This window comes from Cellulosimicrobium funkei, from assembly GCF_001019615.1.
Classification (GTDB): Bacteria; Actinomycetota; Actinomycetes; order Actinomycetales; family Cellulomonadaceae; genus Cellulosimicrobium; species Cellulosimicrobium cellulans_E.
Genome location: NZ_JNBQ01000005.1, coordinates 23444 through 49553 on the forward strand (window position 1 = coordinate 23444; position 26110 = coordinate 49553).

The 26110-nt window shown below is 74.5% G+C and carries 26 protein-coding genes and 1 tRNA gene; 10 read left to right on the plus strand and 17 right to left on the minus strand.

What is annotated here, in order from left to right:
• Positions 1-10 precede the first annotated feature (10 nt).
• Both FB00_RS07195 and FB00_RS07200 read right to left on the minus strand, forming a co-directional pair.
• On the minus strand, positions 11-1918 hold the full coding sequence (locus FB00_RS07195; protein WP_082141091.1) for a glycosyl hydrolase family 18 protein: 1908 nt from the start codon (positions 1916-1918) through the stop codon (positions 11-13).
• A gap of 259 nt (positions 1919-2177) precedes the next feature.
• A complete protein-coding gene (locus FB00_RS07200) occupies positions 2178-5267 on the minus strand; it encodes a helix-turn-helix transcriptional regulator (protein WP_047232237.1) in 3090 nt (1029 codons plus the stop codon).
• A gap of 510 nt (positions 5268-5777) precedes the next feature.
• Here FB00_RS07200 and FB00_RS07205 point away from each other — a divergent pair.
• Positions 5778-5978 carry a hypothetical protein gene (locus tag FB00_RS07205; RefSeq protein ID WP_047232238.1) on the plus strand — a complete coding sequence of 67 codons (201 nt, stop codon included), beginning with the start codon at positions 5778-5780 and terminating at the stop codon, positions 5976-5978.
• Positions 5978-7009 carry a CorA family divalent cation transporter gene (locus FB00_RS21600; protein ID WP_064316506.1) on the plus strand — a complete coding sequence of 344 codons (1032 nt, stop codon included), beginning with the start codon at positions 5978-5980 and terminating at the stop codon, positions 7007-7009. The genes FB00_RS07205 and FB00_RS21600 overlap by 1 nt, the downstream gene beginning before the upstream one ends.
• A 658-nt stretch (positions 7010-7667) precedes the next feature.
• On the opposite strand, the gene dtd is transcribed toward FB00_RS21600, so the two are convergent.
• The 8 genes from dtd to FB00_RS07250 form a co-directional block, all read right to left on the minus strand.
• Positions 7668-8108 carry a D-aminoacyl-tRNA deacylase gene (gene dtd, locus FB00_RS07215; protein ID WP_047232239.1) on the minus strand — a complete coding sequence of 147 codons (441 nt, stop codon included), beginning with the start codon at positions 8106-8108 and terminating at the stop codon, positions 7668-7670.
• On the minus strand, positions 8105-9148 hold the full coding sequence (locus FB00_RS07220; protein ID WP_047232240.1) for an asparaginase: 1044 nt from the start codon (positions 9146-9148) through the stop codon (positions 8105-8107). Before FB00_RS07220 ends, dtd begins: the two co-directional genes overlap by 4 nt.
• A gap of 7 nt (positions 9149-9155) precedes the next feature.
• A complete protein-coding gene (locus FB00_RS07225; RefSeq protein ID WP_313769693.1) occupies positions 9156-9488 on the minus strand; it encodes a DUF2516 family protein in 333 nt (110 codons plus the stop codon).
• A gap of 10 nt (positions 9489-9498) precedes the next feature.
• Positions 9499-9936 carry a type II toxin-antitoxin system VapC family toxin gene (locus FB00_RS07230; RefSeq protein WP_047232345.1) on the minus strand — a complete coding sequence of 146 codons (438 nt, stop codon included), beginning with the start codon at positions 9934-9936 and terminating at the stop codon, positions 9499-9501.
• Between the two features lie 7 nt (positions 9937-9943).
• The gene (locus tag FB00_RS07235; RefSeq protein WP_047232241.1) at positions 9944-10261 is read right to left on the minus strand and encodes a type II toxin-antitoxin system Phd/YefM family antitoxin; all 318 of its coding nucleotides are present in this window, start codon (positions 10259-10261) and stop codon (positions 9944-9946) included.
• Positions 10262-10340: 79 nt separating this feature from the next.
• Positions 10341-11489: an FUSC family protein gene (locus tag FB00_RS07240; protein ID WP_082141092.1), complete on the minus strand. Its 1149-nt coding sequence runs from the start codon at positions 11487-11489 to the stop codon at positions 10341-10343.
• Positions 11486-12628 carry a YgfZ/GcvT domain-containing protein gene (locus FB00_RS07245; protein WP_047232242.1) on the minus strand — a complete coding sequence of 381 codons (1143 nt, stop codon included), beginning with the start codon at positions 12626-12628 and terminating at the stop codon, positions 11486-11488. Before FB00_RS07245 ends, FB00_RS07240 begins: the two co-directional genes overlap by 4 nt.
• A gap of 58 nt (positions 12629-12686) precedes the next feature.
• A complete protein-coding gene (locus tag FB00_RS07250) occupies positions 12687-13283 on the minus strand; it encodes an FABP family protein (RefSeq protein ID WP_047232347.1) in 597 nt (198 codons plus the stop codon).
• A gap of 261 nt (positions 13284-13544) precedes the next feature.
• On the opposite strand from FB00_RS07250, the gene FB00_RS07255 reads away from it, so the two are divergent.
• Entirely contained in the window at positions 13545-13940 is a 396-nt protein-coding gene (locus FB00_RS07255; RefSeq protein ID WP_047232243.1) for a DsrE family protein, read from the plus strand.
• 55 nt (positions 13941-13995) lie between these two features.
• Here the strand turns inward: FB00_RS07255 and FB00_RS07260 are convergent, their stop codons facing one another.
• Genes FB00_RS07260 through FB00_RS07270 form a run of 3 tightly spaced genes read right to left on the minus strand, consistent with a single transcriptional unit; the run spans position 13996 to position 15728 of the window.
• Entirely contained in the window at positions 13996-14475 is a 480-nt protein-coding gene (locus FB00_RS07260) for a DUF4395 domain-containing protein (RefSeq protein ID WP_047232244.1), read from the minus strand.
• 39 nt (positions 14476-14514) lie between these two features.
• On the minus strand, positions 14515-14997 hold the full coding sequence (locus tag FB00_RS07265; protein ID WP_047232245.1) for a thioredoxin family protein: 483 nt from the start codon (positions 14995-14997) through the stop codon (positions 14515-14517).
• Positions 14994-15728, minus strand: coding sequence for a hypothetical protein (locus FB00_RS07270; protein WP_047232246.1), 735 nt, complete (start codon positions 15726-15728; stop codon positions 14994-14996). Before FB00_RS07270 ends, FB00_RS07265 begins: the two co-directional genes overlap by 4 nt.
• A gap of 279 nt (positions 15729-16007) precedes the next feature.
• On the opposite strand from FB00_RS07270, the gene FB00_RS07275 reads away from it, so the two are divergent.
• Entirely contained in the window at positions 16008-16778 is a 771-nt protein-coding gene (locus tag FB00_RS07275; RefSeq protein WP_047232247.1) for a winged helix-turn-helix transcriptional regulator, read from the plus strand.
• Entirely contained in the window at positions 16775-17725 is a 951-nt protein-coding gene (locus FB00_RS07280) for an alpha/beta fold hydrolase (RefSeq protein ID WP_047232248.1), read from the plus strand. Before FB00_RS07275 ends, FB00_RS07280 begins: the two co-directional genes overlap by 4 nt.
• A gap of 3 nt (positions 17726-17728) precedes the next feature.
• On the opposite strand, the gene nth is transcribed toward FB00_RS07280, so the two are convergent.
• Positions 17729-18454 (minus strand): endonuclease III, encoded by a 726-nt coding sequence (gene nth, locus FB00_RS07285; RefSeq protein WP_047232249.1) that lies wholly within the window; start codon positions 18452-18454, stop codon positions 17729-17731.
• 97 nt (positions 18455-18551) lie between these two features.
• Between nth and FB00_RS07290 the strand changes: the two genes are divergently transcribed.
• The gene (locus FB00_RS07290) at positions 18552-19229 is read left to right on the plus strand and encodes a Crp/Fnr family transcriptional regulator (RefSeq protein ID WP_047232250.1); all 678 of its coding nucleotides are present in this window, start codon (positions 18552-18554) and stop codon (positions 19227-19229) included.
• A gap of 83 nt (positions 19230-19312) precedes the next feature.
• Here the strand turns inward: FB00_RS07290 and FB00_RS07295 are convergent, their stop codons facing one another.
• The gene (locus FB00_RS07295; protein WP_197088769.1) at positions 19313-19801 is read right to left on the minus strand and encodes a RidA family protein; all 489 of its coding nucleotides are present in this window, start codon (positions 19799-19801) and stop codon (positions 19313-19315) included.
• A complete protein-coding gene (locus tag FB00_RS22300; protein ID WP_021481786.1) occupies positions 19801-19965 on the minus strand; it encodes a hypothetical protein in 165 nt (54 codons plus the stop codon). The genes FB00_RS07295 and FB00_RS22300 overlap by 1 nt, the downstream gene beginning before the upstream one ends.
• A 129-nt stretch (positions 19966-20094) precedes the next feature.
• Here FB00_RS22300 and FB00_RS07300 point away from each other — a divergent pair, with 129 nt between their 5' ends.
• From FB00_RS07300 to FB00_RS07310, 3 genes are all read left to right on the plus strand, one after another.
• On the plus strand, positions 20095-22455 hold the full coding sequence (locus FB00_RS07300) for a transglycosylase domain-containing protein (protein ID WP_047232251.1): 2361 nt from the start codon (positions 20095-20097) through the stop codon (positions 22453-22455).
• A complete protein-coding gene (locus FB00_RS07305; protein WP_231581761.1) occupies positions 22419-23417 on the plus strand; it encodes a metallophosphoesterase in 999 nt (332 codons plus the stop codon). Before FB00_RS07300 ends, FB00_RS07305 begins: the two co-directional genes overlap by 37 nt.
• A gap of 156 nt (positions 23418-23573) precedes the next feature.
• A tRNA-Pro gene (locus tag FB00_RS07310) sits at positions 23574-23650 on the plus strand.
• 73 nt (positions 23651-23723) lie between these two features.
• Here FB00_RS07310 and FB00_RS07315 read toward each other — a convergent pair.
• The gene (locus FB00_RS07315) at positions 23724-24548 is read right to left on the minus strand and encodes a DUF4239 domain-containing protein (RefSeq protein WP_047232252.1); all 825 of its coding nucleotides are present in this window, start codon (positions 24546-24548) and stop codon (positions 23724-23726) included.
• 245 nt (positions 24549-24793) lie between these two features.
• Between FB00_RS07315 and FB00_RS07320 the strand changes: the two genes are divergently transcribed.
• Positions 24794-26026, plus strand: coding sequence for an NAD(P)/FAD-dependent oxidoreductase (locus FB00_RS07320; protein ID WP_047232253.1), 1233 nt, complete (start codon positions 24794-24796; stop codon positions 26024-26026).
• The last annotated feature ends 84 nt before the right edge of the window (positions 26027-26110 follow it).

Sequence of the window (26110 nt, forward strand, 5' to 3'; positions counted from 1 at the left end):
GGGCCGAGCGTCAGCAGGCGCCCAGCGACGCCCAGGGGCCGTACTGCTCCGCGCCCGGGACGTTGTTCTGCGTCCACCACTTCGCGCGGTAGCTCTGGCCCTGGTAGGAGACCGTCGCGCCACCGGTGTAGACCGCGCTCGACGACCACGCGGGTGCGGTGCACGTGCCCGGGTCCGTGGGGTCGGTCGGGTCCGTGGGGTCGGTCGGGTCCGTGGGGTCGGTCGCGCCGCACGTGCCGGTCGCCTCCCACGGGCCGCCCGCGCTCGGGCGGTCACCCTGGGTCCACCACTTCGCGCGGTAGTTCTTCCCCTCGAACGACACCGTCGCGCCGCCCGTGTACACCGCGCTCGACGACCATGCCGCCAGGCAGTCCGTGGGGTCGGTCGGGTCCGTCGGGTCCGTCGGGTCCGTCGGGTCCGTCGGGTCGGTCGGGTCGGTGGGGTCGGTCGGGTCGGTCGGGCCGTCCGTGCCGTCGACCGGACCGGCCGGGAGCGCACGGACCTTGTCCGTGAAGGCCCCGAGCAGCGTGCCGTCGTGGTTGCCGGAGAGGTCCCACCACATGCCGCCGCCGAGGTTCAGGCGGTCGATGTACTCCGCCTTGGCGGCGACGGACCGCGCGTTGTCGTAGCCCCACCATTGGTCACCGTCGTAGCGCCAGGCCGAGACCGTGGCCGGGTCGTAGTAGTCCTGGCCCCGCGTGCGGAGCTTGTCGTAGTCCTCGTTGCCCGCCTCCCAGGTGCCGGGGGCCGCTCCCGTCGCCGCCGACCACGGGGCCGAGGACGTCACGCCCTTCCAGCCGCGGCCGTACATGGCCATGCCGAGGCCGAGCTGGCTCGGGTCGACGCCGCCGCGCAGGTACTCCTGCACCGCCTTGTCGGCGCTGAACCGACGGTTGGCGGCACGCGGGTCGGCGGGGTCGTCGTACAGGTTGGCCTGGGGACCGGCGAGCGCGGGGTCCCACGCGCCGTGCAGGTCGTAGCCCTGGACGTTGCCGTAGTCGAGGTACTCGAAGATCGCCGGGTCGTTCCAACCGCCCGCCGCGATGTCGTCGGGGTTGGCCGGGAGGAACGCCGAGAGCAGGTAGTGCTTGCCCGTGTGCGCGCCGTACGCGTCGAGCTGCTTGCGAAACTCGGCGAGCAGCAGCTTGAAGTTCGCGCGGTCGTTGACGGTGTCGACGTAGTTGCCCACCTCGCCGTTGTTCGAGCCGGGCCACTCCCAGTCGATGTCGATGCCGTCGAACACGCCGGCGGCAGCGCCGGCCCCGCCGCGGCCGTCGATCACGGGGAGGTTGCCCTTGATGTAGATGTCGATGCACGACGACACGAACTTCTCGCGCGACGCCTGCGTCGCGGCGGCCTTCGAGAAGTTCTTGGACCAGGTCCAGCCGCCGATGGAGATGAGGGCGCGCAGCTGCGGGTTCTTCGCCTTGAGCTGCTTGAGCTGGTTGAACGAGCCGGCGAGCGGCTGGTCCCACGTGTCGGCGACGCCGGCCACGGAGTTCGCCGCGGTGTAGCCCATGCCGAAGTCCGCCCATGCGTCTCCGGCGCCGTCCGAGCCGTTCGGCCCCGTGCCCTGCGCCTTGTTCGCGATGAAGCACGTGAGGTTCTGGTAATGGATGTTGCCGAAGGAGTAGTTGATGTGCGTGAGGTCCTGGGCAGCGCCGGAGTCCTGGACCTTCTTGAGCTGGAAGTTGCGGCCGTACACGCCCCACTGCGTGAAGTAGCCGACGTTGCGGTAGCCGTTCACGTCGCTGTCGCCCGGGTGGGAGACGGCGGCGGGTGCGACCTCGGCGGCCTGTGCGGGCGCGGCTCCCGCGAGGAGCCCGCCCACGAGCGCCGCAGCGGTCGCGAGCGCCGCGAGGCGTGCGCCGCGTCGGCGCCCGGCGCGGGGTGGTCTGGTGAAGAGGGACACGTCCATGGGTCCTGCCTCGTTGCTGGTGCGGTGGGCTACGTCGCCGTCCTCCGGAGTCGCCGTCGCCCTCGGGTCCTCTCGAACGTAATGACGCGGGGACCGCGGCGTTATCCGCGCTTCCCACATTGTTCATGGTGCGAACTTACCCGCCACGTAAGGGTTCCCCCGTAGGACAGAAGTGTGCACAAGCGGACGAAACCTCTCGAACCATCCCTGGCCCGGGCGCATCGGTACGTACCGTGGCGACGCGGGTCGTGGATTCCCCTCAGCGCCCCACGCGGTGCGCGAGCACGGTGAGCTCGACGCGCGAGCGCACCCCGAGCTTCCGGAACACCCGGCCGAGGTGAACCTCCACCGTGCGCACCGAGAGGTACAGCTGGTCCGCGGCCTCCCGGTTCGACGCACCCTGGACGACGAGCAGCGCGACGTCGAGCTCGCGCTCGGTGAGCTCGTCGGACCACCGTCCCCGGAGCTCGGCCAGCGCCTCGTCCGACACGTCGCTCTCCCGCACCGCGAGCCGGCACGCGTCCGGGGGCGTGGGACGGGCCGCGACCGCCGGATCGGCCCCTGGCCGGGACCCGCCGAGAACTCCGGGCAGCGGCGCGTGCAGTCCCGCCGCACGCGCCGCGGCGGCCCACGACCCGGACGGCGCCCCGCCCAGCGCCGTGCCGAGCCCGGTGGCGGGCGCGGCGCCGAGCGGGCCCGCGGACGCCGGGGCGCCGGACGTGGCATCGTCCGTCACCGGCCCGCCGAGCAGCCGGACGACGTCCGCGTGCTCGTCCCGCGCGATCGTCGTCCAGGCGTCCGCGCCGGCGTCGTCGAACAGCTCGATCGCGGACAGGAAGAGGCCGTGCGCGCGCTGCAGCTCCCCCGCGCGCACGAGGGCGCGCGCGGCGCAGAGGTCGGTCCGCGCGTGCTCGTACGGCGAGGCCGTGGTCCGGTTCACCCGCGTCGCCCGCTCGAGCGGCACGGTGAGGTCCTCGGGCGCGGCGAGGGACACGTCGGCCCGGACGAGCGTCGCCGAGCGCAGCGACGGCGGCAGCTCCTTCGCGTCCACCTTCCGTCGGGCCAGCGCGCGCTGCGCCGCGTCGTGGCGGCCCGCGACGACCCACGCCTCGACGTCGTCCAGACCCGGCAGCGGGAGCATGCGTGCGCTGTCGGGACGCTCGCGCTCCGCCGCGAGCTCCAGCAGCGTGGCGGCCTGGGTCACGTGGTGCGCGAACGCCGCGCCCATCGCCCGGTCCACGAGGAGCCCGAGCCGCACCGGGCGGGACGTCGGGCTCGCGCACGTCTCCTCGAGCGCCGTCGCGACCGGGCCGACGACGCCCCGGGTCATCATGTCGAGGCGACGCGCGGCCGCGACCCCGAGACCGGCGAACGGCAGCCCGAGCGGCAGGCGGAACGCCGCCTCGGCGAGCTCGTCGGCGGCACGCGTGAGCGTGCCGCGCCAGATGTGCACGAGCGTCTGCGCGAGGCGCACGTGCGCCTCGGCGAGCGGGGTCAGCGCGGTGTCCGGGCCGTCGAACCAGCGACCACCGTCGCGGACCGGCGCGAGCGACGCGACGACGCTCGCGAGCGTCTGCGCCGCGTCCTCGAGCCGGTCGTCGGCCGCGAGGGCGAGGGCCCGGCCGACCTGGACCGACGCCTCGTGGTCCGGCCCTAGCTCCACGTCGGGGACGGCCGCGCGCTCGCCCACGCCGAACACCGCGGCCCACGACCGCGCGAGCGCCAGCCCGGCGGCCGTCTCGTCGTCGTCGCACCAGGACGCGAGGAACGTCGCCGTGTCGAGGAGCTGGGACGTGCTCACGCCGTCACCCCGCTCGGCGTGCAGCCGCGCCGCGTTGAGCACGCCCGACACGACCCCCGCCACGGCGTCCGGTGCCAGGTCGTCGGGCTGCCCGCCGCGCAGGTAGGGCGAGAGCACGTCGTCGGGCACCTGACCCTCCGCGAGCGTCAGCGCGGCGACGAGCGGCCCGAGCGTCCGCGCGCGCAGCGCGTCGTCACCGCTGCGCGACGCCTTGCGCAACCAGTCCGCCGCGTCCTGCACGTGGCCCGACCGCAGCGCGGCGACGCCCGCGATCGCGAACGCCTCGGCGCGGTGCTCGGTCGCGGCCTGGCTCGCGGCCTCGCGCGCCACCTCGTGGGCCCAGACGACGTCCCCGCGGTCCAGGTGCCGACGCGCGATCCGCAGGAGCCCCGGGACGAGCGCCGGGTCGCCCACGAGCGTCGCGAGCGCCGAGTGCCACACCGCGACGTCCTCCTCGCCCGCCCGGCGGTGCGCCTCGGCGAGCGCGACGTGCGCCGCCGTGCGCTCGGCGAGCCGCGCGTCCGCGTGGACCAGGGACCGCATGCGCGGGTCGACGAACGCGAAGCGGCCGCCCACGAGCGCGAGGTGCTCGGCGAGCGGGCCGTCCAGGACCCCCTCCATCGCGAGGCCGGTCGCGGACAGCAGCAGCTCGGTCCGGTCCACGACGGCGACGGCCGCGACCAGGAGCGCGTGCCGCTCCCCCTCGCTGAGGGCGGCGAGGCGGTCGGCGAAGAGGGAGCGCACGGCGGGGACGGCCGGCAACGGGTCCGGGAGGATCGACCCCCCGGAGAGCTGCTCCGGCGTGAGCAGCGCCGCCGTCTGCGTCAGCGCCGCGGCGTTGCCGCCGAGGAGCCCCGCGAGGCGGGCCGCGACGTGCGGCGCGACCGCGAGCCGGCGCTCGACGAGCAGCAGGTGCAGGGCGTCGGCCGGCGCGAGGGGCGGCACTGTGCGGAGCTCGAACGGTCCGGAGGACGGGTCGAGCGCGCCCGCGGTCGCCGTCCCGAGGAGCACGACCGGCGCGTGGCGCTGCGCGACGAGGCTCGCGAGGACCGACCTGCTGAGCTCGTCCTGGAGGTGCAGGTCGTCGGCCACGAGCACGACCGTCGCGCCGTCGAACGACTCCACGAGGAGCTCGGCGAGCGCGACCGCCGCGACCTCGGGGAGGTACCCGAAGCCGGGGTCGACGGGTTCGAGGACGCGCGTGAGGCGCTCCGGGACGACCCCGCCCGCGAGCTGCGACACCTGCGACACGAGCGACACGACCGCGGAGCCCGGTGCGGGCGCACCCGCGGGCGGGCGACACCGCAGAGTGAGCGTCGGGTGCGCGAACGTGTGCGACGCGACGGCCTCGCACACGAGCTCGAGCGTCGCGCTCGCCCCCATGCCGTGCTCGGCCGTCCACACGAGGCCGCCCTTGCCCTCGCTCACGGCCGCGAGCGCGCGGTCGACCTCCTGCGCGCGGGAGGAGAGCCGCTCGAGACGGCGCGCGGACCGCGCGTCCGCGCGACGATGCGGCTCGGGAACCAGGTAGTCGTGCAGTTCTGACATGTCGGGACCCTCCGTCCGGGGGCTTCTTCGCCCGTCGACCGGATGAAATGTTAACAACCCTCCGTAAACAAGGGATCACCTCATCGTTTCCCGGCCGTCACACGATCGCCACCTGGGCCGACGCCGCTTGCCCCGCCTGGGCGGGAGGGCTAGCCTGGCCTCGATCCCCGTCGTGGCCACGGCTCTCGTGCGCCCCGACCCGGGTGCGGCGCTCATGGCGCCGCCGCCACGAGAGCGAGGTGAGCCCCATGCCGGACGGCAGCAGTCATAGAACCGTGCACTGCGCGCTCACCCTCCGTGGCCCGCAGCCCGTCGCCTGAGTCGGCGAACTCCTCCAGGACTCCCGCGACCGGCCGTCGTCCCGCGCGGGGAGGTCGCCAGTGCGCACCGCGCGCGCCGTCGTGCGCGCCGCCGGACCACCCGCTGACGCACCCGCCGACCCACCGCGCCCGCCACCCACCCCGTGGCGCCCGCCCGTGGTCGTCGGCCCGCAGGAGAAGGACGACCACCATGACCCAGCGCTCGCCTGCCACCGAGACCCGGACCCGCCCCGCACGCGTGCCCCTGCGGGACGCGCGCGCCGTTCGACCTCGTCGACACCGCGCCCGCCGACCGAGCCTGGAACGCCAGTCGATCTCCTTCACCGTCGGCCTGTACCTGTTCATCTGCGTCGCGCTGCTGCTCGCGCACGTCACCGCCGGAGGTGTCTGATGACGACGACGCTGCCCGAGCCCACGAGCCTCGTCCCTGCACCCGGCGTCGACCGCGTGGTCCCCGCGCCCGCGCGCGGCGGGCTGGACCTCCACGCCCGCGCGCACGGCACCGGCGCACCCCGGTTCGACCCGCGCGTCCTGCGCTCCCGCTGGGTCCAGGTCGGCGTGGGCGACCCCGACGCGACCGCCCGCGCCGCCGAGCACGGCGTCGACTTCGCCGCTGCCGGCGGCCGGGTCTGGGAGACGGACGCCCATGTGTACCTCCCCGTGACCGCCACGCGGCGTGACGGCGACCGGGTCGCCTACGAGCGGATCGTGCTCGCCCTCTCCCCCGACGTCGTCGTGACGGCCCAGCCGCAGCGGCACTACGGCGTCTTCGACAAGGCGATCGCCCGCATGCGGCGCACCCCGTGGCTCATCGGCTCCTCCTACGGCATCGCGTACGCGCTGCTGTACGCGCTCAACGAGGCGGCGGACCGCGTCGTGGCGTACGCGAGCGACCTGCTCGAGGACATGTCCGACGAGATCGACGAGGCCACCCGCGGCGTCGACGCCCGGGGCCGGGAGATCGGGGTGAGCGACATGCAGGACACCATCACCCGCATGAACCGTGCGGAAGAGATCGTCTCGCGCGCCCAGGAGTCCCAGCTCTCGCTCGCCCGCGCCGCACGGCACCTGCGCAGCGAGATCGCGGACTCCGACCCCGTGCTCGCCGGGCTCGTCGAGACCCTGGTCGCGGACATCGACGGGGTGAAGCAGCACGCCGGGTTCGAGCACGACAAGGTGCGCTACCTCCAGCAGGCGATCATGACCTCGCTCGACGTCAAGCAGGCCCAGATCGTCAAGGTCTTCACGATCATCACCGCCGTGTTCCTGCCGCCGACGCTCATCGCCTCGTTCTACGGCATGAACTTCACGCACATGCCGGAGCTCGACCGCCCCTCCGGCTTCACCGTGACGGTCCTGCTCACCCTGGTGGCAGCCGTCATCCCCCTCGCCTACATCAAGCGCCGCGGCTGGCTCCGCTGACCTCCAGGGGTCACATCCCGCCCGGTCCGCCGAGGTAGAACGGTGGTCGGTCTCGGACCCGGGGTCGGGTCCGCTGTGCAGCTCAGGTCTCAGGCCCGCCAGGTCGGGTCCGCTGTGCAGCTCAGGTCTCAGGCCCGCGGGGCGGGTCCGCGGTGGGGGTGGGCTCGGTGCTCGGGGCTGCGGCGCCGTCACCCTGGTCCCTCGGCCGTGGGTTCGAGGAGCGCCGCTCTGACGCCCCTTCGCATCCGAGCCCACCCCCACCGCTCAGCCGTCGGCCCACCATGGCCAGCCGACAGGCCGACCGGCCCGGTCCGTGCAGGCCGAACAGGCGACCCGACTCGTCAAAGCACCCGGGACCAGCCCACACAGGCTGTTCGGCATGACGTCGCGCCGACCAGAACGGGACGCGACGATGGCGCGACCCACGCCCGCGGGCGGTCGCCGGGGTGATCCACGACCAGGGCGAGACGACGCAGGGCGGGGTGGGTGGTGGTGCCGCGTCGTGGCGGGCCTGGCGGGAGCCGCGAGGAACGAGCGGCGGATGGTAGACGCGGCACCACCACCCACCCCGCCCACCCAACCCAGCCACACGCCGTCGGGCAGGGTGACCACGGCTCTACCTCGGCCCACCCGGAGTGGGTGCTCTGCGCGGAGGCGGTCAGGCCTCGAGGAGGAGCGTGACCGGGCCGTCGTTGACGAGCTCGACGGCCATGTGCGCGCCGAACCGTCCGGTCGCGACCTCGATCCCGCGCTCCCGGAGTCGCTCGACGACCGCCTCGACGAGGGGCTCGGCGACGGACCCGGGCGCCGCGCCGTTCCACGACGGGCGGCGGCCCTTCTTCGTGTCGGCGTAGAGCGTGAACTGGCTGACGACCAGCACCGGTGCGCCCTCGTCCTGCACCGACCGCTCCCCCGCGAGGATCCGGAGCTCGGCGATCTTGCGCGCGATCGTCTCGACCTGCGGGTCGCCGTCGTCGTGCGTCACACCGACGAGCGCGAGCAGACCCGGGCGGTCGATCGCCCCGACCACCTCCGTCGTCCCGTCCTCGGCCACGACGCTCACGCTCGCGTGCGAGACGCGCTGCACGACGGCCCTCACGAGCGGCGCTCCGCGTCGCCGCTCGGGACCGCTGTCGCGCCGTCGAGGACCGGCCGCACGGCGCCCACGGGCCGGCCCGCGCCGAGCACGGGCACGTCGCCGAGCATGGCGAGCGCCGCGTCGTCGGCCCCGGTCACGTCCTGCGCTCCCAGCCGCCGGAGCGCAGCGGCGAGCACCGCCGGTCGCGGGCGCGACGCGCCGTCGAGCACCTTGAAGGCGAGGGCGCTGCCGTCGGGCAGGCCGGCGCCGTAGACGCCGTCCGCGCCGTCCTTGGCGACCAGGCCGGGCACCGCGCGCATCGCGAGCGTCGCGTCCCGGCCCGTCCCGCCGACCATCTCCGGGAACGTCGACATCGCGCGCGCGACCTGCGCCGCCGGGGAGAGGGGGTCGCGCTCCGGGGCGGCCGCGAGGTGTCCGAACGCTCGCGCGAGGCCGCGCACGGTCGTCGAGAAGAGCGGCGCGCCGCAGCCGTCGACGGTCACGTGCTCGACCGGCACGCCGGTCGCCTCGGCGACGGTCTCGCGGACCGCGACCTGGAGGGGGTGGTCGACGTCCAGGTAGGTGGCGGTGTCCCAGCCGGCGGCGACGCACGTCGCGAGCATCGCCGCGTGCTTGCCCGAGCAGTTCTGCGTGAGTGAGGACGGCCCGTGGCCCTCGAGCTGCCACGCGAACGCGGCGGGCGGGTGGAGCGGCATGTCGGGCGTGTTCCGCAGCGCCGACTCGTCGAGCCCGACGCCCTCGAGGATCTCCCGGACGCCGGCGAGGTGCTCCGGCTCGCCGTTGTGGCTCGCGGCGGCCAGCGCAAGGAGCCGGGGCGGGAGGGCGAGACCGTGCCGCAGCATCGCGACCGCCTGGAACGGCTTGACGCTCGACCGCGGCCAGATCACGGCGTCGGCGTCGCCACGCTCGAGGACCGGCTCACCCCCGTCGCCCAGCAGGACGAGGTGCCCGGCGTGGACCGACTCCACGAGGTCTCCCCGGACGACCTCGGCGAGCGGGACGGCGGCGCGCTCGATCCCGCCCTGGACGTGCGCGGTCACCGGCGGGTCACCAGCCGCCGGGGCGGCCGGACGACCCGTTGCCGCGGCCGTTCCCGTACGGCAGGAGCCGGGGACGCACGTCCACGAGGTAGACGATCGCCGCGACCACGCCGATGATCCCGAAGAAGCCCCCGATGCTCATCGGCGGCAGCGAGACGAACCCGAGGGCTGCCGCGACGCCGAGGATCGCGAGCCAGATCGGCTTGGTCAGCTTGCCCTCGGCCGTGAACGCGCTCGCGGGGCGTCGGATCGCGTCGACGAGCGCGACGAGCTCCGTCACGAACACGACGAGCATGAGCACGAAGAAGACGATCCACTGGAGCGACCCGATGATTCCCACGGGCACGAGCCTACGGTCTGCCGAGCGGCCACGGCACCACCCGCAGCCCGACCGACCGCGCGGCGGTCACCACGTGCGGGTCCCAGGCCGCCACGAGCGTGTCGTCGTGCGCGACGGCCAGGGCGCTCGCCACGTGCACCGCGTCGTTGCTGCGCAGCGCACCCGCTGCGACGAGCTCCGACGCGCGGTCGGCGACGTCGCCGGAGACCTCCACCACGTGCAGCGCCGGGCGCAGCACGTCCCACGTGCCGAGGGCGCGCGCGTGCCCCGGGCCGTCGAGCACGCCGCCGCGGGCGCCGGCGGCGAGGGCTGCCCGCACCTCGACGTCGGCGAGCCGGCTCGTCACGACGACGTCCGCGCGGTTCCACAGGCGGCTCGCCAGGGCGGAGCCCGCCTCGGGGACGCAGAGCTTCACCAGCGCGCTCGCGTCGAAGTAGACCAGGGCCATCGGGGCCTCAGCGCCGGATCCGGCGCACGAGCGCCGCCACGCCGCCGCCACGGGCCGACCGGGCACCGTCGGCGGGTCGCGCGCCGTCCGGGCTCGCGGGCCGCGCGTCGGCGTCCCCGCCGGGCACCGCGTGGACGGGTCGCTCGCCCGCCGCGGGGACCAGGACGCCGTCGCGCACGAGCTCGGTGACGAGGTCGGCCGTCGCGACGCCGGTCAGCCGGGCGACGGGGACGCCGCGCTCGGTGATGACGACCTCCTCGCCCTCCCTGGCCCGCTCGATCCATGACTTGAGCTCGGCGCGCAGGGCGCTGACGGGGACCTCCATGCCCCGACGGTACCGGCCCGGGGCGCCGCTGTGCAGGGTGAAGATCGTCCGGTTCGCCCGGCAGGCCAGGATCGCCCGCTCAGAGCTCGGGGAGGGCGTCGCGCGCCTGCTCCGGCGAGGCCCCGGCCGCCTCGAGGAGGTCCACGATCGGCGACCGCACGAGCATGACGAGCGACTGCACCTGCCAGTCGCCGTCGCCGAGGGCGTGCGGGTCCGCACCGTGGGCGACCTCCAGGAGGACCTCGCGCGCCACCGCCGGGTCGCGCCCGGCGCCGACCGCCTCCGCGAGCACGTGCACGCCCGCGCCGAACCGCGCGACGAGGTCCGCGACGCCGCCGAGCTCCCGCTCGTCCGGGCCGCTCGCGACCGGCATCGCGCGCCGCGCGAGCACGCGCACGCTGCGCATCGCGCGGTCCACGAGGACCGCCTGGCGCTCGAGCCCGCCGAGCTCGTCCCGGTGCCGCAGCCCCGCCGCGCTCACGCGCGCGAGCTCGCGCGCCGACGACGCGGACGACTGCCACTCCTCGAGCGCGCCCTCCGAGGCCCGGCCCTTGACGAGCGCCGCGTCGAGGTCGGCGCGGTCGCGCGTGCGCAGACCTCGCGCGAGGACGTCGAGCACGCCGGCGAGCTCCGTCGTCGCCTCGGACCCCAGCAGCCGGGGCCGACGCCGCGGGTCGCCCGGCGTGAGGGCGGCGACCGCGAGCGCGACGGCGCCACCCACGAGCGCGTCGGTCCACCGACCCAGGGGTCCGCCCGCCTGCGCGGCCGGAAGACCCACGATCACGATCGCCTGGACACCGGCCTGCGTGGTGAGCATCGCGCCACGGTCGATGAACCGCGCCGCGAGCGCGGAGACGGCGAGCACGACGGCGACCTGCCACCAGCCCGACCCGATCGCGTGGACCACGAGGTCGCCGAGCCCGACGCCGATCGCGACCCCGACCGCGAGCTCGAGCACGCGCCGGAGCTGGCGGTCCTGGCTGAAGCCGAGGCAGATCCACGCGGAGACCGGCGCGAAGAACGGCGCCGTGTGGCCCAGCCCGTACCGGGCGATGCCGAACGCGAGGCCCGCGGCGGCCGACGCCTGGAGGATGGGCCAGAGCGCGACGCGGACGCGCGACGCGCCCTGCCGGATCCGCGCCCGCAGGAGGAGCCGGCGCCACGCGGTCCGGGCGACGTCGACCGCGCCGGGACCGGGGTCCTCGCGCGACGCCGGCCCGCGGCTCACAGCATGCTCGTGGGCGCGCCCTCGCCGCGAGGCGTGATCCCCCGGCCGACGGGGCCGCGCGGGGCGGGGCGGTCGACGGAGACCCCCTCGCCCGGCACCACGACCTCCTGCGCCGCGGAGATCGCTCCGCCGTCGCAGTCGACGAGGAGCTCGGCGTCCTCGGGGACGCTGCGCTTGAGGACCGCGAGCGCGATCGGGCCGAGCTCGTGGTGGCGCGCGACCGACGTCACCGTGCCGACGGCGCGACCGTCGAGCGTGACCTCGGCGCCCGGCGCGGGCAGCAGGTGACCGGAGCCGTCGAGGTGCAGCATGACGACCCGGCGCGGGGGGCGACCGAGGTTGTGCACGCGCGCGATCGTCTCCTGGCCGCGGTAGCAGCCCTTGTGGAGGTGGACGGAGGTGCGCAGCCAGTCGGTCTCGTGCGGGATCGACCGGTGGTCGATCTCCGTGGCGAGGCGCGGCCGCCACGCCTCGACGCGCGCGGCCTCGCTCGCCCACGTGCCGACGAGACGCCAGCCGGCCGCCTCGCGCGCCGCGACGGCGTCGGGCAGCTCGGCCCGCGGCACCAGCACGAGCCGCCACGGCCGCTCCATGCCGGGGTGCTCGGCCTCAGGCGGTCCGTAGCGCGTGCCGCCGCCCGTGACGCGCGGCCACGGGTCGCGCCAGGTGACGGGCTCGCCCTCGGCGCCCTCGGCGTCGACGGGCTCGCCGAGCGCCGCCCAGTCGTCGGTCGCGTCGGCGATCTCGACGCGGAGCATGAACTTCATGCGGTCGAGCCACGCGGCGAGGTCGACCGCGTGCGAGCGCTCGGTGACGAGCCACGTCGTCGCCCCGTCGTCGACGACAGAGGCCGCGTGCTCGACGTGGCCCTGCGGCGAGAGCACGAGCAGCTCCGTCGACGTGCGCGGGGCGAGGTTCGTCAGGTCCTGCGACGTGATGGAGTGCAGCCAGCTCAGCCGGTCCGGGCCCGTGACCGTGACGACGCCCAGGTGCGACTGGTCCACGACGGCGCCGCCGGTGCGCAGGGCGCGCTGCTCTCCCGTCGGGTCGCCGTAGTGCCAGGCGACGCCCTCGTCGGGGCCGGTCGCGGGCACCGCGCCGTGGCGCGACAGGAGCGGGCTGGTGTAGCCGGTGGTCACGGGTGGTCCTCCTTCGTCGGCACGTCCGGGCCTGCCGGCGTGTCCCCGGGGCCGCCGGTCAGGCCGACGGGCGCCGGGTCAGCTTCGCGGACGCGTACGACTGCAACGGTTCGCCGAAGGCCGCCAATTCCCACACCCACAGGAGCTGGCCCTCCACGAACCCGTAGAGGCGCTTCGAGGCGGTCACCTCCGACGCGGTGGACGTGCGGGCGATGAGGTCGCTCGCCAGGTCGACCCGACCGTTGCCGACCGCGCCGAGGTACACGGACACGCGGCCTGCGGGGTCGGCGATCAGCACCTCGAGCGGGTGACGGTCGTCCTCGAGCCCGTCGGGCCGGTCCGTCGAGACGCGCCAGTAGCCCGTCTCGGTGGACCACACGGGAGCGTCGGCGGCCGCGGCGTCCAGCGTCGCACCGTCACGCTCGGGCCAGGCCCCCTCGTCCGGGACGGTCTCGGGGACCTCGGCCTCGAGCACGCGCAGCGTCGACTCGTAGCGCAGGTAGGGGCCGCCGTCGTGGTCGAACACGACGTCGTGGACGAACGGCGTCTCCTCGATGCCCGGGTACTTGACGACCCCCTCGCCGCGCCAGCTCCCGACGAGCCAGGCGAGCGGGTAGACCTCGGGCGCGAGTCCCTCGGGGAACTCGAACGGCATCAGCGACCACCTCTCGGAGTCGGGCGGGGCGACGGGCACGCGCGGGACACGGTCCCGCGCGGCGGCGTCAGCGCTGGCCCTTGAAGAGCTTGTAGACGACGTACCCCGCGAACCACGTGATGGTGACCGTCGCCGCGAGGAGCAGGCCGAGGAAGATCAGCTCGAGAGTGTGCGGACTCATGCGCCCGATCCTACCGGCCGGGCGGCCGCGCCACGTCGCGGCCCGGGAGCGGCTCGCGGCGGAGGGCTACGCTCGGCCGCGTGACCGACACCGCGCCGCTTCCCTCGGCCCCCCGTCAGCGCTCGCTCGTCGTCAAGGCCACGTCGGGGCTCGACCGCCCCGAGGCCGCGAACCAGGCGTTCACCGTCGCCGCCGCGGCGGTCGCCGCGGGCGTCGAGGTGAGCGTGTGGCTCACCGGGGAGGCCGCGTGGTTCGGGCTCCCGGGGCGCGCCGCCGAGCTGGAGCTCGAGCACGCGGCCCCGCTGCCCGACCTGCTCGACGCCGTGCTCGCCGCCGGCACCCTCACCGTGTGCACGCAGTGCGCCGCCCGGCGCGGCATCACGGCCGACGACGTGCTGCCCGGCGTGCGCATCGCGGGCGCGGCGGTGTTCGTCGAGGAGGCGCTGCGCGAGGGCGCGCAGGCTCTCGTCTACTGACCCGGGCACCCGCCCGCGCCCGTCCGGCGGCAGCCGGCGCCCGTCCGGGGGGGCGTCAGCGCGCGGGCGCGACCCGGCGCAGCAGCAGGTACAGCTCGCAGCCCAGGCACAGGCCGAACGCCGCGTTGAGGACGGCCGCCACGAGCGCGAGCGCCGCCGCGACGGGCACTGCGCCGTCGACGCCCAGCAGTCCCAGCACGACTCCCGCGCCGGTGATGACGAGGCCGACCGCCTGCGCGAACCGCGGCGGCCGGGGGTCCTCGCGCTCCGCCGTCGGGCCGATGCGCGGGAGGATCAGCACGCGGTAGACCCACGCCTGCCACGTGCCCTGTGCGCCCCGGACCGCACCGAGCAGGAAGCTCGCCGCGACGACGGCGAGCAGCGCGAGCGCCGCGGGCGACGTCCAGAGCAAGATGACGACCGCGAGCAGGACCGCCGTGATCCCGGCCCCCGCGCGCGGGCCGCGCGGGTCGATGCCGGCGGGCGCCGCCGGGGGTTCGGTCGCGGTGCCCCCACGGCCGGCCTGGTCGCTCATGCGGTCTCCCTCGGGTTCTGGCCGTCGGGGACGGCGCGGTCAGGCGTCGCGCACGCCCGTGGGGACCGAGCCCGGGTCCGCGACGGCGAGCGCCGCGAGCGCCTGGGCCTGGTTCATCCCCCCGCTCGCGCGGGCGACCTCCCGGCCCTCCGCGTCGAGCACGAGGACGGTCGGCGTGCGCAGTATGCCGAATGCTCGCACCAGGTCGAGGTGGTCGTCGACGTCCATCTCACGATGCGTCACGTCGTCGTGCGCCGCACTGACCTCGCCGAGGACGCGCGCCGTCGCCCGGCACGGAGCGCACAGCTCCGCGGAGAACTGGACGAACGTGCGACGGGCTCCGAGCGCGACGCCGTGGGCGGGCCAGTCGAAGGGCGCAGCGCCCGGGTTCGCCGTGGCTCGGGGCGACGTCGAGCGCGCCGTCCGTACGACCCCCTGACGCCGCTGCCACCACACGCCGAGCGCGAGCGTCGCGAGCAGGGTGACCCCGAGGAGGACGACGGGCAGCGCGGAGGGAGTCATCCCACGATCACCCGCCCGACGACGAAGATCAGCGTCCCGCCGACCGCGACCGGGAGGGCCGTGGCGGAGAACGCGCCGAGGCGCCCCCGCAGCTCCGGGAGCTGGTCGAACAGCGCGTGGAGCGAGGCGACGAGCAGGCCCGCGACGACGCCGGACCAGACACCGCTCAGCAGGTCGAGGTCGGGCATGACGTACCCGACGGCCCCGCCCGCGGCGACCGCGAGGCCGAGCGTGAGCGCCGCGTTGGTCCACCCGCCGAGCGGCAGCGCGGAGACCGCCGAGGCCACGGCCAGCGCCACGGCGCACGTCACGACGAGGGACTCGCCGGCGTCGGTGCGACCCGTCGCGATCCAGCCCGCGCACGACGTCGCGACGACGATCCCGCTCACCGTCCCGATGAGCGACTCGACCAGGCGCGGCCGCCCGTCGCGCCGCAGGAGCTCGGCCACGAAGGCGAGCACGACGGCGAGGGCGAGCACCACGGGCAGGTGGCGCAGCGCGGGCTCGCCGTGCGTGGCGGCGGTGGCGCCGACGGCGCCGAGACCGGCGATCGCGATGACGACGCGCGTGCCGCCGTGGACCGGGATGTCGAGCAGGCGCGGCCACCCGATCGCGACGATCAGCGCCAGGGCCCCCGACGCCGCGGCGAGCGGGAGCGGGCCGAAGAACGCGGCGACGGCGATGCCCGCGGCGAGGCACGCCGTGACGACGGCCCGGGTCGAGAGGTCCACGCGGTCAGCGCCCCGTTCGGGGGTCGCGGGAGGGCGTCGGGTCGTGCAGCACGCCTCAGAGTGTCGCAGAGTCTCCCGCCCGACCGCCTACCGGCCCCGGCACGCGCGCCCGTGAGACGTTCGCCGTCTGCACGGCCAGCACGCGATACGGTAACCATCCACGGACCGAGAACGTGGCCGATCACGTGGCGAGCCCCGCAGAGGTACGTCCCGGCCCGGTCGCCACGCGTCGACGCCCGGGGGCGCCCCCGCGCCCCGCGACCCGGAAGGAGGTGCCGGATGGCGGACCTGCTCATCCTCACCCCCGCGACAGGCGGTTCCGTCGAGGTGCTGCCCGCGCTCGGCCTGCTCTCGCACCGCATCCGGGTCCTGCCCATGGAGCCCTCGGCGCTCGTGGACGCACCGGACTCCGACGTCGTGCTGCTGGACGCGCGCCGCGACCTCGTCGCGGCTCGCACCACGTGCCGCCTCCTGCACGCCACCGGACTCACCGTCCCGCTCGTGCTCGTCCTCACCGAGGGCGGGCTGACCGTCGTCACGGCGGAGTGGGGCGCGGACGACCTCCTCCTCGAGGGGGCGGGCCCCGCGGAGGTCGAGGCGCGGCTGCGTCTCGTCATCGAGCGGTCCGCGCGCGGTCCCGCCGAGGACGGGCCGCAGGAGATCGCGGCCGGCGAGCTCGCGATCGACGCGAGCGGCTACACGGCCCGGCTGCGCGGCCGCCCCATCGACCTCACGTACAAGGAGTTCGAGCTCCTCAAGTACCTGGTCCAGCACCCGGGTCGCGTCTTCACGCGCGCCCAGCTCCTCCAGGAGGTCTGGGGCTACGACTACTACGGCGGCACGCGCACGGTCGACGTCCACGTCCGGCGCCTGCGCGCCAAGCTGGGCCCCGAGCACGAGCAGCTCATCGGGACCGTGCGCAACGTCGGGTACCGGTTCGACCCGCCCAAGGACCGCCGTCCCGCCGAGGGCACCGATGCCACCGTGTCCGACGCCGCGGGCTCCTCGGCCGACAACGGCCCCGGGACCCCGGTAGGTTCGTCCGGGTGACGCCCGACCCCTCCGACTTCACGTCCGCCCTGCCCGACGGGCCGTGGCGCCACGAGTTCGTCCCGGCCAACGGCGCGCGGTTCCACGTCGCGCTCGCGGGTCCCGAGGACCGCGGCGTGCGCGACCCGGGACCGCCCCTCGTCGTCCTGCTGCACTCGTTCCCGCAGTTCTGGTGGGCCTGGCGCCACCAGATCGAGCCGCTCGCCGCCGCGGGCTACCGCGTCGCCGCGATGGACATCCGGGGCGTCGGCGCCTCCGACAAGCCGCCGATCGGCTACGACGCCCCGACCCGCACGCGCGACATCGCCGGGGTCGTGCGCTCCCTCGGGTCCGGGCGCGCCGTCGTCGTGGGACACGGCACGGGCGGCAGCCTCGCGTGGGCGATGGCCGCGCTCCAGCCCGCCGTCACGGCCGGCGTCGCCGCGTTCTCCGCCCCGCACCCCGCACGGATGCACACCTCCGCGCGGCGCCTGCTCACGCCCGCCGCGCTGCGGCAGCTCGCGTTCTACCAGGTCCCGACCCTGCCCGAGCGCGCCCTCGTCCGCGGCGACCTCGTGGGCGACGTGCTCGCGACCGGCGCGGCGACGCCCTTCGCGCCCGACGTCGTCGAGACCTACCGCACCGTCATGCGCATCCCCTTCGCGGCGCACACCGCGATGGAGTCGCTGCGCTGGGCCGTGCGGTCGACGCCCCGCCCCGACGGCCGACGCTTCCTCGCCGCGCTCCGCCGCCCGGTCGACGTCCCCGCGCTCCAGGTCCACGCCGAGGAGGACGGTCTCGTGCGTCGCGACCTCGCCGACGCCGACGGTGCCGCGCTGGCCCGGGACTTCCGCTTCGAGGTCGTGGACGGCGCCGGCCACTTCCTCCCCGAGGAGGCGCCCGACGCCGTCACGGAGCTGCTGCTGGACTGGCTCCCGACGACCTCCCGGGCCGAGCGCGAGCGCTGACCCTCAGCTCGTCTTGACGAGCTTCGCCGCCTTGACCGGGTCGACCTCGCCGATCCCGAAGGACGGGCACCACCGGGCGATCGTGCACGCGCCGCACGCGGGCTTCCGCGCGAAGCACACCCGGCGGCCGTGGAAGATCAGCCGGTGCGAGAGCATCGTCCACTCGGACTTCTCGACGAGCCCGCCGACCACCTGCTCGACCTTGACCGGGTCCTCCTCGGTGGTCCACGCCAGGCGGCGCACGAGGCGGCCGAAGTGGGTGTCCACGGTGAGCCCCGGCACGCCGAACGCGTTGCCGAGCACGACGTTCGCCGTCTTGCGGCCGACCCCGGGCAGGGTCACCAGGTCTTCCAGTCGCGCGGGCACGTCGCCGCCGAACCTCTCCACGAGGGCTTGGCCGATGCCGATGACCGACTGCGCCTTCGCGCGGAAGAAGCCGGTGGGCCGCAGCAGCTCCTCGAGCTCCTCCCGGTCGGCCCCCGCGTACGCCGCGGCGTCCGGGTAGCGCGCGAAGAGCGCGGGAGTCGTCAGGTTCACGCGCTTGTCCGTCGTCTGCGCGGACAGGACCGTCGCGATCAGCAGCTCGAGCGGCGTCGTGAAGTCCAGCTCGCAGTGGGCGTCCGGATAGGTGACGGCGAGCTCGCGGTTGGTGCGGCGCGCGCGCCGGACCAGGGCGAGGTGCGACTCGGGCTTCGGCGCCCCCGTGCGGGCCTGCTCCGTGGTGGTCACGGACCCACCGTAGCCGCCGCCCCCGACACCCGAGTTGCAGCGGTAGGGCAGACTTGTCCTGGAACATTTCCGAGGACGAGACGATAGGACACCCCGCGTGGACGACGACGTTGTGCTCTCCGCCCCCCTGTTCGCGACGATGGACGCGGACGAGACGCGCACCCTCTTCGAGTCGATGCAGCAGATCGAGCTCTCGCGCGGAGACGTGCTGTTCCGCGAGGGCGAGCCGGGCGACCGCCTCTACGTGATCGCGAGCGGCAAGATCAAGCTGGGGCGCCGCTCCAACGACGGCCGCGAGAACCTCCTGTCGATCCTCGGCCCCGGCGAGATGTTCGGCGAGCTCTCGCTCTTCGACCCGGGCCCCCGCACCGCGACCGCGAGCTCCGTCGCCGACTCCGTGATCTACGAGCTCGGCCACGACCAGCTCGTCGAGTGGATCGAGAAGCACCCGAGCGTCGCCAAGCACCTGCTCAACGCCCTCGCGCGGCGCCTGCGCCGCACCAACGAGACGCTCGCCGACCTCGTCTTCTCGGACGTCCCCGGCCGGGTCGCCAAGGCGCTGCTCGACCTCTCGACCCGCTTCGGCGAGGAGACGGACGAGGGCGTCCGCGTCGCGCACGACCTCACGCAGGAGGAGCTCGCGCAGCTCGTCGGCGCGTCGCGCGAGACCGTGAACAAGGCGCTCGCCGACTTCGCGACGCGCGGCTGGGTGCGCCGCGAGGGCCGGGCCGTCGTCCTGCTGGACATGGACCGCCTGGAGCGCCGCGCGCGCTGACCGACCGTCACCGACGAGAACGGGGTCGGCGACCCGGTCCACGAGGACCTGGCCGCCGACCCCGTTCTCGTGCCGGAGGCGCGTTACTCCGCGAGCTCCACGACGATCTCGACCTCGACCGGGGCGTCGAGCGGCAGGACCGCGACGCCGACGGCGCTGCGGGCATGGACGCCCGCCTCGCCGAAGACCTCCCCGAGGAGGTTGCTCGCACCGTTGACCACCCCGGGCTGACCGGTGAACGACGGGTCGCTCGCGACGAACCCGACGACCTTCACGACGCGGGCGACCTGGTCGAGGTTCCCCACGACGTCGTGCACGGCGGCGAGCGCGTTGAGCGCGCACTGGCGGGCCAGTGCCGCGGCGTCCGCGGGCGCGACGAGGCCCTCGCCGTCACCCACCTTGCCCGTCGCGGGCAGCGCGCCGTCCACGAACGGGAGCTGGCCCGACGTGTGGACGTACCGGCCCGAGCGCACCGCGGGCACGTAGGCGGCGACGGGCGCCGCCACCGGGGGGAGGGCGAGACCGAGCTCCGTCAGGCGCGCGGCGATCGTCCCGGCGGGAAAGCCCGCCACTACTTCTCACCGGTCGGGCGCTTGAGGTAGGCCACGAGGCCGTTGCCGTCGGGGCCCGTGACGACCTGGACGAGCTCCCAGCCGTCGGAGCCCCACTGGTCGAGGACGGCCTTGGTGTTGTGGATGATGAGGGGGATGGTCGCGTACTCCCACGTGGTTGCCATGGGGCGAGCGTAGTCGGCCGCCGCGGGCGCCACCCGCGCGCACCGGCGCGGGATGCTTACACAACCCGCACACCCGCGAGCCCCGGGATCCCGGGGCCCTCCCCGGGTCGCTCCCGTAGGGTTGTCACCATGGCTTCCCCTGTGCGTCCTCGCGGCCGGCAGATCAACGCGTACCAGCTCGTCGCCCTCTTCCTGGCGTTCGTGCTGGTCTCCGGTGTGGGCGGCGTGCTCGCCGCCGGGCTGCTCGTCCCGCTCGCCGCCGGTGCGAACACGGCGACCGACACCGCGGTCGAGGTCTTCGACGAGCTGCCGGCGGACCTCGAGCCCGGCCCGCTGTCCGAGCAGTCGCGCATCTACGCGAACGACGGCACGACGCGCCTCGCGACGTTCTACACCGAGAACCGCATCGTGGTGCCGCTGGACCAGGTCTCCGACGCGATGAAGAACGCCGTCATCGCGATCGAGGACAAGCGCTTCTGGGACCACGGCGGCGTCGACGTCGAAGGCCTCCCCCGTGCGGTCGTGAACAACATCACCGGTGGAGACACCCAGGGTGCCTCGACGCTCACGCAGCAGTACGTGAAGAACGTGCTCATCGAGCAGGCGGTCCGCGAGGACGACACCATGGCGCTCTACGAGGCCAACGAGAAGTCGCTCGGGCGCAAGGCGCGCGAGGCCAAGCTCGCCATCGCGCTCGAGAAGAAGATGACCAAGGAGGAGATCCTCCAGGGCTACCTCAACATCGCGCAGTTCGGCCGCTCGGTCTACGGCGTGGAGACGGCGGCGCGACACTACTTCAACAAGAGCGCGATCGACCTGAACTTCGTCGAGGCCGCGACGATCGCGGGGATCACGAAGGCCCCGTCCACGTACGACCCGACGACGCAGCCGGAGAACGCCCAGAAGCGGCGCGACATCGTGCTCAACCAGATGTACCAGCAGGGGTACATCACGCGGGAGGAGTACGACTCGGGCCGCGCCCAGCCGATCGCCGACACCCTGGCCATCCAGCCGCTCGAGGCCGGCTGCCAGGCCGCGCAGGACGGCGCCGCGTTCTTCTGCGACTACGTCACGAAGATCATCATGTCCGACCCGGTGTTCGGCGAGACCAAGGAGGAGCGCCAGGCGCGGCTCTACCGCGGCGGTCTCGACATCTACACGACGCTCGACCCCGCGATGCAGAAGGCCGCGCAGCAGCACGCGTCGGCGGCGGTGCCGGCGGACGACCCGAGCAAGATCGAGGACGCGATCGTCACCGTGGAGCCGGGGACCGGCAAGATCCTCGCCATGGCGCAGAACCGCGCGTTCGACAACACGCAGGACCCGGCGCCGAACACGACGGCGGTGAACTACAGCGTCGACCAGGCTCACGGATCGTCGAACGGGTTCTCCCCGGGATCGACGTGGAAGCCGTTCGTGCTCGCCGAATGGCTCAACCAGGGGCACTCGCTCTACGAGACGGTGAGCGCCACCAAGCGCACCTGGACCATCAACCGCGACTTCCACGCGAGCTGCAAGCGGCTCGGCACCGACCAGTGGACGCCGGCCAACTCCGACGGCCCCGGCAGCGGGTCCATGTCGGTCCTCAAGGCGACGTACAACTCGGTCAACACCGCGTACACGACGATGGCGAGCCAGCTCGACCTGTGCGGCATCGCGAACACTGCCAAGGCCGCCGGCTTCCAACCGTCGATGCTGAAGGACGAAGGGGTCGTGGACGTGCAGGCGTCGATGATCCTGGGTACGCAGAACTCGTCCCCGCTCCAGATGGCCGCTGCGTACGCGACGTTCGCGAGCGGCGGCACCTACTGCTCGCCGGTCGCGATCACCAAGGTCCTCGACTCCGACGGCAAGGAGCTGCCCGTGCCGTCCGCGGACTGCCAGCCCAACGCCATCGACCCCACGATCGCGAACACGGTCACGTACGCGCTGCAGCAGGTCCTCACGCAGGGCTCCGGGCGCGGCAACGGTCTTGCCGACGGGCGTCCCGCCGCCGGCAAGACCGGCACGGCGAACAACAACACGCACACGTGGTTCATCGGGTACACGCCGCAGGTCGTCACCGCGGTGTGGATCGGCAACGCCGAGAGCGACATCCCGATGAACATGCTCGACACGGGCCGCTGGTTCACGATCAACGGCAAGTCACGGTCCTTCTGGTACGGCTCGAGCCTGGCCGCCCCGACCTGGCGCGACTACATGAACCAGATCCTCGCCGGCAAGCCCGCCCCGGGCTTCGCCGACCCGGACTGGAAGCGCGTGAACGCCCCGGCCCCGCCGCCCTCTGCGCCCTCCAACCCGGACGACGGCGACGGTGACCAGGGCGGTGGCGGCGACCAGGGCGGCGGTGACCAGGGCGGCGGCGACGAGCCCGACGCCGACGCCGGCGGAGGGCGTGGCGACCGCGGTGACCGCGGGAACGGGGCCGGCCGCGACGACGTCGACCTCGGTGAGTGGTTCGACACCCTCGGCGGCGGAGGGAACGGCTGAGCGCCGTCGGCCGGCGCCGGGCCCTGCGCGGGCTCGGCGCGCTCGCCGCTGTCGGCGCGGCGGGCGTCGCGTACGCGCACGTCGAGACGAAGCTCTTCACGCTCCGCCGGGTGACCGTGCCCGTGCTGCCCGCCGGCACGCCCGAGCTGCGCGTGCTCCACGTCTCGGACCTCCACCTGGTCCCCAGCCAGCGTCGCAAGATCGAGTGGGTGCGCTCGCTCGCCGAGCTCGAGCCGGACCTCGTCGTCGACACGGGCGACAACCTCGCGCACGTCGACTCCCTCGACCCGCTGCTGCACGCGCTCGAGCCGCTCTTGTCGACGCCCGGCGCCTTCGTCATGGGGTCGAACGACTACTACGCACCCGTCCCCAAGAACCCCGCGCGCTACCTCCTGCCGGACGCGCGCGTGCCGTTCGCCCGCGAGGCCCGGCTGCTCCCGGCCGGCGAGCTGGCGACGGCGATGCGAGACGCGGGGTGGGTCGACCTCACGAACCGCCGCGACGTCCTCGAGGTCGGCGGCGTCCGCCTCGACCTCGTCGGCGTGGACGACCCCCACCTCGACCGGGACGTCTTCCCGGCTCCCTCCGCACCGCACGACCCCCGCGCAGGCTCCGGGGCGCCGTCGAGCGACGGCCCGGTGCTCCGCGTCGGGGTGACCCACGCGCCGTACCGGCGCGTCCTGGACTCCATGCACGACGACGCCGCGGACCTGGTCCTCGCCGGCCACACCCACGGCGGGCAGCTCTGCGTGCCCGGGTTCGGCGCGCTCGTGACGAACTGCGACATCGACCGCCAGCGGGCCAAGGGACTGCACGGCTGGCCCGGCGCACGACCCGACGCACCCGGCGGCGAGGACTCGACGTGGCTGCACGTCTCCGCCGGGGCTGGCACCTCGCCGTACGCGCAGGTGCGGTTCGCCTGCCGACCCGAGGCGACGCTGCTCACCCTGACGGCACGCTGAGCGGGCCGCGCGCCCGCGTCCGGACGCGCCTGCTCGACGGTGTCGCGGGGGTCACGGGGATCGAGTTTCGTGGCACGGCACTTCGTCGGCTATTCTGGGCAGGCTTCCCGCGCGGAAGACGAGGTCTCCTCGTCGACCATCTCGCGGACGAGCAACCGGGGTGTGGCGCAGCTTGGTAGCGCGCTTCGTTCGGGACGAAGAGGTCGCAGGTTCAAATCCTGTCACCCCGACCAGGCAGAAGGCCCGGAATCTCCATGATTCCGGGCCTTCGTCATGTCAGGAGGCGAGTGCAGGCAGTCCCGCGGGCTAGGAAGCCGTCCCCGCGTCGTCGCACGGCGGGTCGATCTCCACCCCCGCGGCCTCCGCCTCCCCCACCAGGAGGACGAGGGCGCGCTCCATCGCCGTCGGTCGCAGCTTGCCGACCTGGTGCCCGTGCGGGTGGTCGAAGAACGCGAGCAGGCACAGCAGGAGCGTGATGACGAGCGCGACGCTGCCCATGAGGAGACCCTGCGTCGCGGCACGCTCCGCCGAGTCGGCGAAGAACAGCAGGAAGACGAAGACGGTCCCGGAGACGACGAAGAGCACCAGCCACAGCGGGAGGGGGATCAGACCCTCCGCACCGTGCACGCGGGACTGGCGGGCGTCCTCGCGCGCCGCGGTCTGGTCCATCCACCGGTCGTAGGCGGACTGCTGGGTGTCCGACGCGGGGACGACGTCGCGGATCGTCCGGTAGAGCGCGACTCCCCACGGGTTCACCGCCTCGCCGAGCTCGCCGTCCGCCATCTGCTCCCACTCGTTCGCGACGACGTACCGGGCGTAGCAGACGAGCTCGCCGGAGAGCCGCGCCGCGTCGTCGGGGGCGAGGAACTGTGCGGTCTCGAGCTGCTGCACGACGATCCGCGCCTCCGACTCGGCGCCGCTCCGCGCCTCGTCGTACGACTCGAACGCGAGGAAGACGATGAAGCCCAGGAGCACCGAGAAGCCGGTGGCGACCACGCCGAAGACCCCGGACGCCCGGTCGCCGTCGCTGAACCGGCTCCCGGCGGGTGCGCGCCGCCGGACGAGCAGCATCGTCGCGACGGCCACCGCGACGGCGAGGACGGTCACGATCGCGCCGACGACGATGCTCACGGCACCTCCTCCGCGGGTCCCGCCGCACGGCGGGTGCTGTCCTGGACAGCCTGCCCGTGGACACCGCGCGGGGTCGTCACGCGAAACGCATGAACGCCACCGCGGCGCGGCGTCGCGATCTGGCGTCCGCCGTGCCCAGGGGGCCTGCCGGCACCCGCCGCCGCACCTCGCACGGCGCACGAGATCGCGCGAGACTGAGGCAGTCCGCCCGAGTCCCGGGCGCCCGAGTCACCGCGGAGGTCGCCATGAGCGCTGGTCGTCACGTCGTCGTCGGAGGAGGGCTCGCCGCGGCGAAGGCGGTCGAGACGCTGCGCGACGAGGGCTACGACGGTGGCCTGACCGTCGTCGCGCGCGAGCCGCACCGACCGTACGAGCGGCCGCCGCTGTCCAAGGACTACCTGCGCGGCGAGGCGGAGCGCGAGTCGGTGTTCCCCCTCTCCGCGGACTGGTACGCCGAGCACGACGTCGAGCTCCTCACCGAGACGGAGGCGAGCGCCGTCGACCTCGCCGGTCGCAGCGTCGCTCTCTCCGACGGCCGGACGCTGCCGTACGAGAAGCTGCTCCTCGCGACCGGCTCGGACCCGCGCCGGATCCCGCTGCCCGGCCTCGACCTGGACGGTGTCCACGAGCTGCGCACGCTCGACGACAGCGACGCGCTCGCCACCGCGCTGCGCGCTGCCCACGACGGCGGCGCGGGGCGGCTCGCGATCGTCGGCGACGGCTGGATCGGGCTCGAGGTCGCGGCCTCCGCCCGCTCGTTCGGCCTCGACGTCACGGTGATCGGGCTCGGCACGCACCCCCTCGAACGGGTTCTGGGCCCGGAGATGGGCGAGCTGTACGGGCAGGTCCACACCGACCACGGCGTCCACCTCCACCGCCGTGCCCAGGTCACGGGCATCTCGGGCGAGGGTCGCCGAGCGACCGGCGTCGACATCGCCGACGGGACGCACGTCGACACCGACCTCGTGCTCGTCGCCGTCGGCGCGGTCCCGAACGTCGCGCTCGCCCGGGACGCGGGCCTCGCCCTCGACTCCGCGACGGGTGGCGTCGTCGCCTCCGCCACGCTCCAGACCACCGACCCCGACGTCTTCGTCGCCGGCGACATCGCGAGCGTGCCGACCGCACGCTACGGGCGGTCGGTGCGCGTCGAGCACTGGGCGACCGCGCTCAACCAGGGACCGCACGCCGCGCGTGCGATGCTCGGCGCGACCGACCCCTACCCCGAGCTGCCCTACTTCTTCTCCGACCAGTACGACGTCGGCATGGAGTACCTCGGGTTCGTCGCCGGGCCTGACGCCTACGACGAGGTCGTGGTCTCCGGCTCCGTCCCCGACCGCGAGCTCGTCGCGTTCTGGGTCAAGGACGGCCGCGTCGAGGCCGGCATGGCCGTCAACGTCTGGGACCGCATGGAGGACGTCAAGGCCCTCATCCACCGCGACGCCGTCGACCGCGCCGAGCTGGAGTCGTTCGTCGGCTGAACGCGAGAGCCGTCTGACCCGCCGAGGTAGAGCCGTGGTCGGCCGACCACGGCTCTATCTCGCGCGACCAGGGTTCTGGCCCGG

Coding starts and splice junctions, on each gene's coding strand:
- FB00_RS07195 (WP_082141091.1), bottom strand. CDS start 1,918: ATGGACGTGTCCCTCTTCACCAGACCACCCCGCGCCGGGCGCCGACGC.
- FB00_RS07200 (WP_047232237.1), bottom strand. CDS start 5,267: ATGTCAGAACTGCACGACTACCTGGTTCCCGAGCCGCATCGTCGCGCG.
- FB00_RS07230 (WP_047232345.1), bottom strand. CDS start 9,936: ATGGCCCTGGTCTACTTCGACGCGAGCGCGCTGGTGAAGCTCTGCGTC.
- FB00_RS07275 (WP_047232247.1), top strand. CDS start 16,008: ATGGCGGACCTGCTCATCCTCACCCCCGCGACAGGCGGTTCCGTCGAG.
- FB00_RS22300 (WP_021481786.1), bottom strand. CDS start 19,965: ATGGCAACCACGTGGGAGTACGCGACCATCCCCCTCATCATCCACAAC.
- FB00_RS21600 (WP_064316506.1), top strand. CDS start 5,978: ATGACGACGACGCTGCCCGAGCCCACGAGCCTCGTCCCTGCACCCGGC.
- FB00_RS07260 (WP_047232244.1), bottom strand. CDS start 14,475: ATGAGCGACCAGGCCGGCCGTGGGGGCACCGCGACCGAACCCCCGGCG.
- FB00_RS07320 (WP_047232253.1), top strand. CDS start 24,794: ATGAGCGCTGGTCGTCACGTCGTCGTCGGAGGAGGGCTCGCCGCGGCG.
- FB00_RS07205 (WP_047232238.1), top strand. CDS start 5,778: ATGACCCAGCGCTCGCCTGCCACCGAGACCCGGACCCGCCCCGCACGC.
- FB00_RS07250 (WP_047232347.1), bottom strand. CDS start 13,283: ATGCCGTTCGAGTTCCCCGAGGGACTCGCGCCCGAGGTCTACCCGCTC.
- FB00_RS07265 (WP_047232245.1), bottom strand. CDS start 14,997: ATGACTCCCTCCGCGCTGCCCGTCGTCCTCCTCGGGGTCACCCTGCTC.
- FB00_RS07235 (WP_047232241.1), bottom strand. CDS start 10,261: ATGGAGGTCCCCGTCAGCGCCCTGCGCGCCGAGCTCAAGTCATGGATC.
- FB00_RS07300 (WP_047232251.1), top strand. CDS start 20,095: ATGGCTTCCCCTGTGCGTCCTCGCGGCCGGCAGATCAACGCGTACCAG.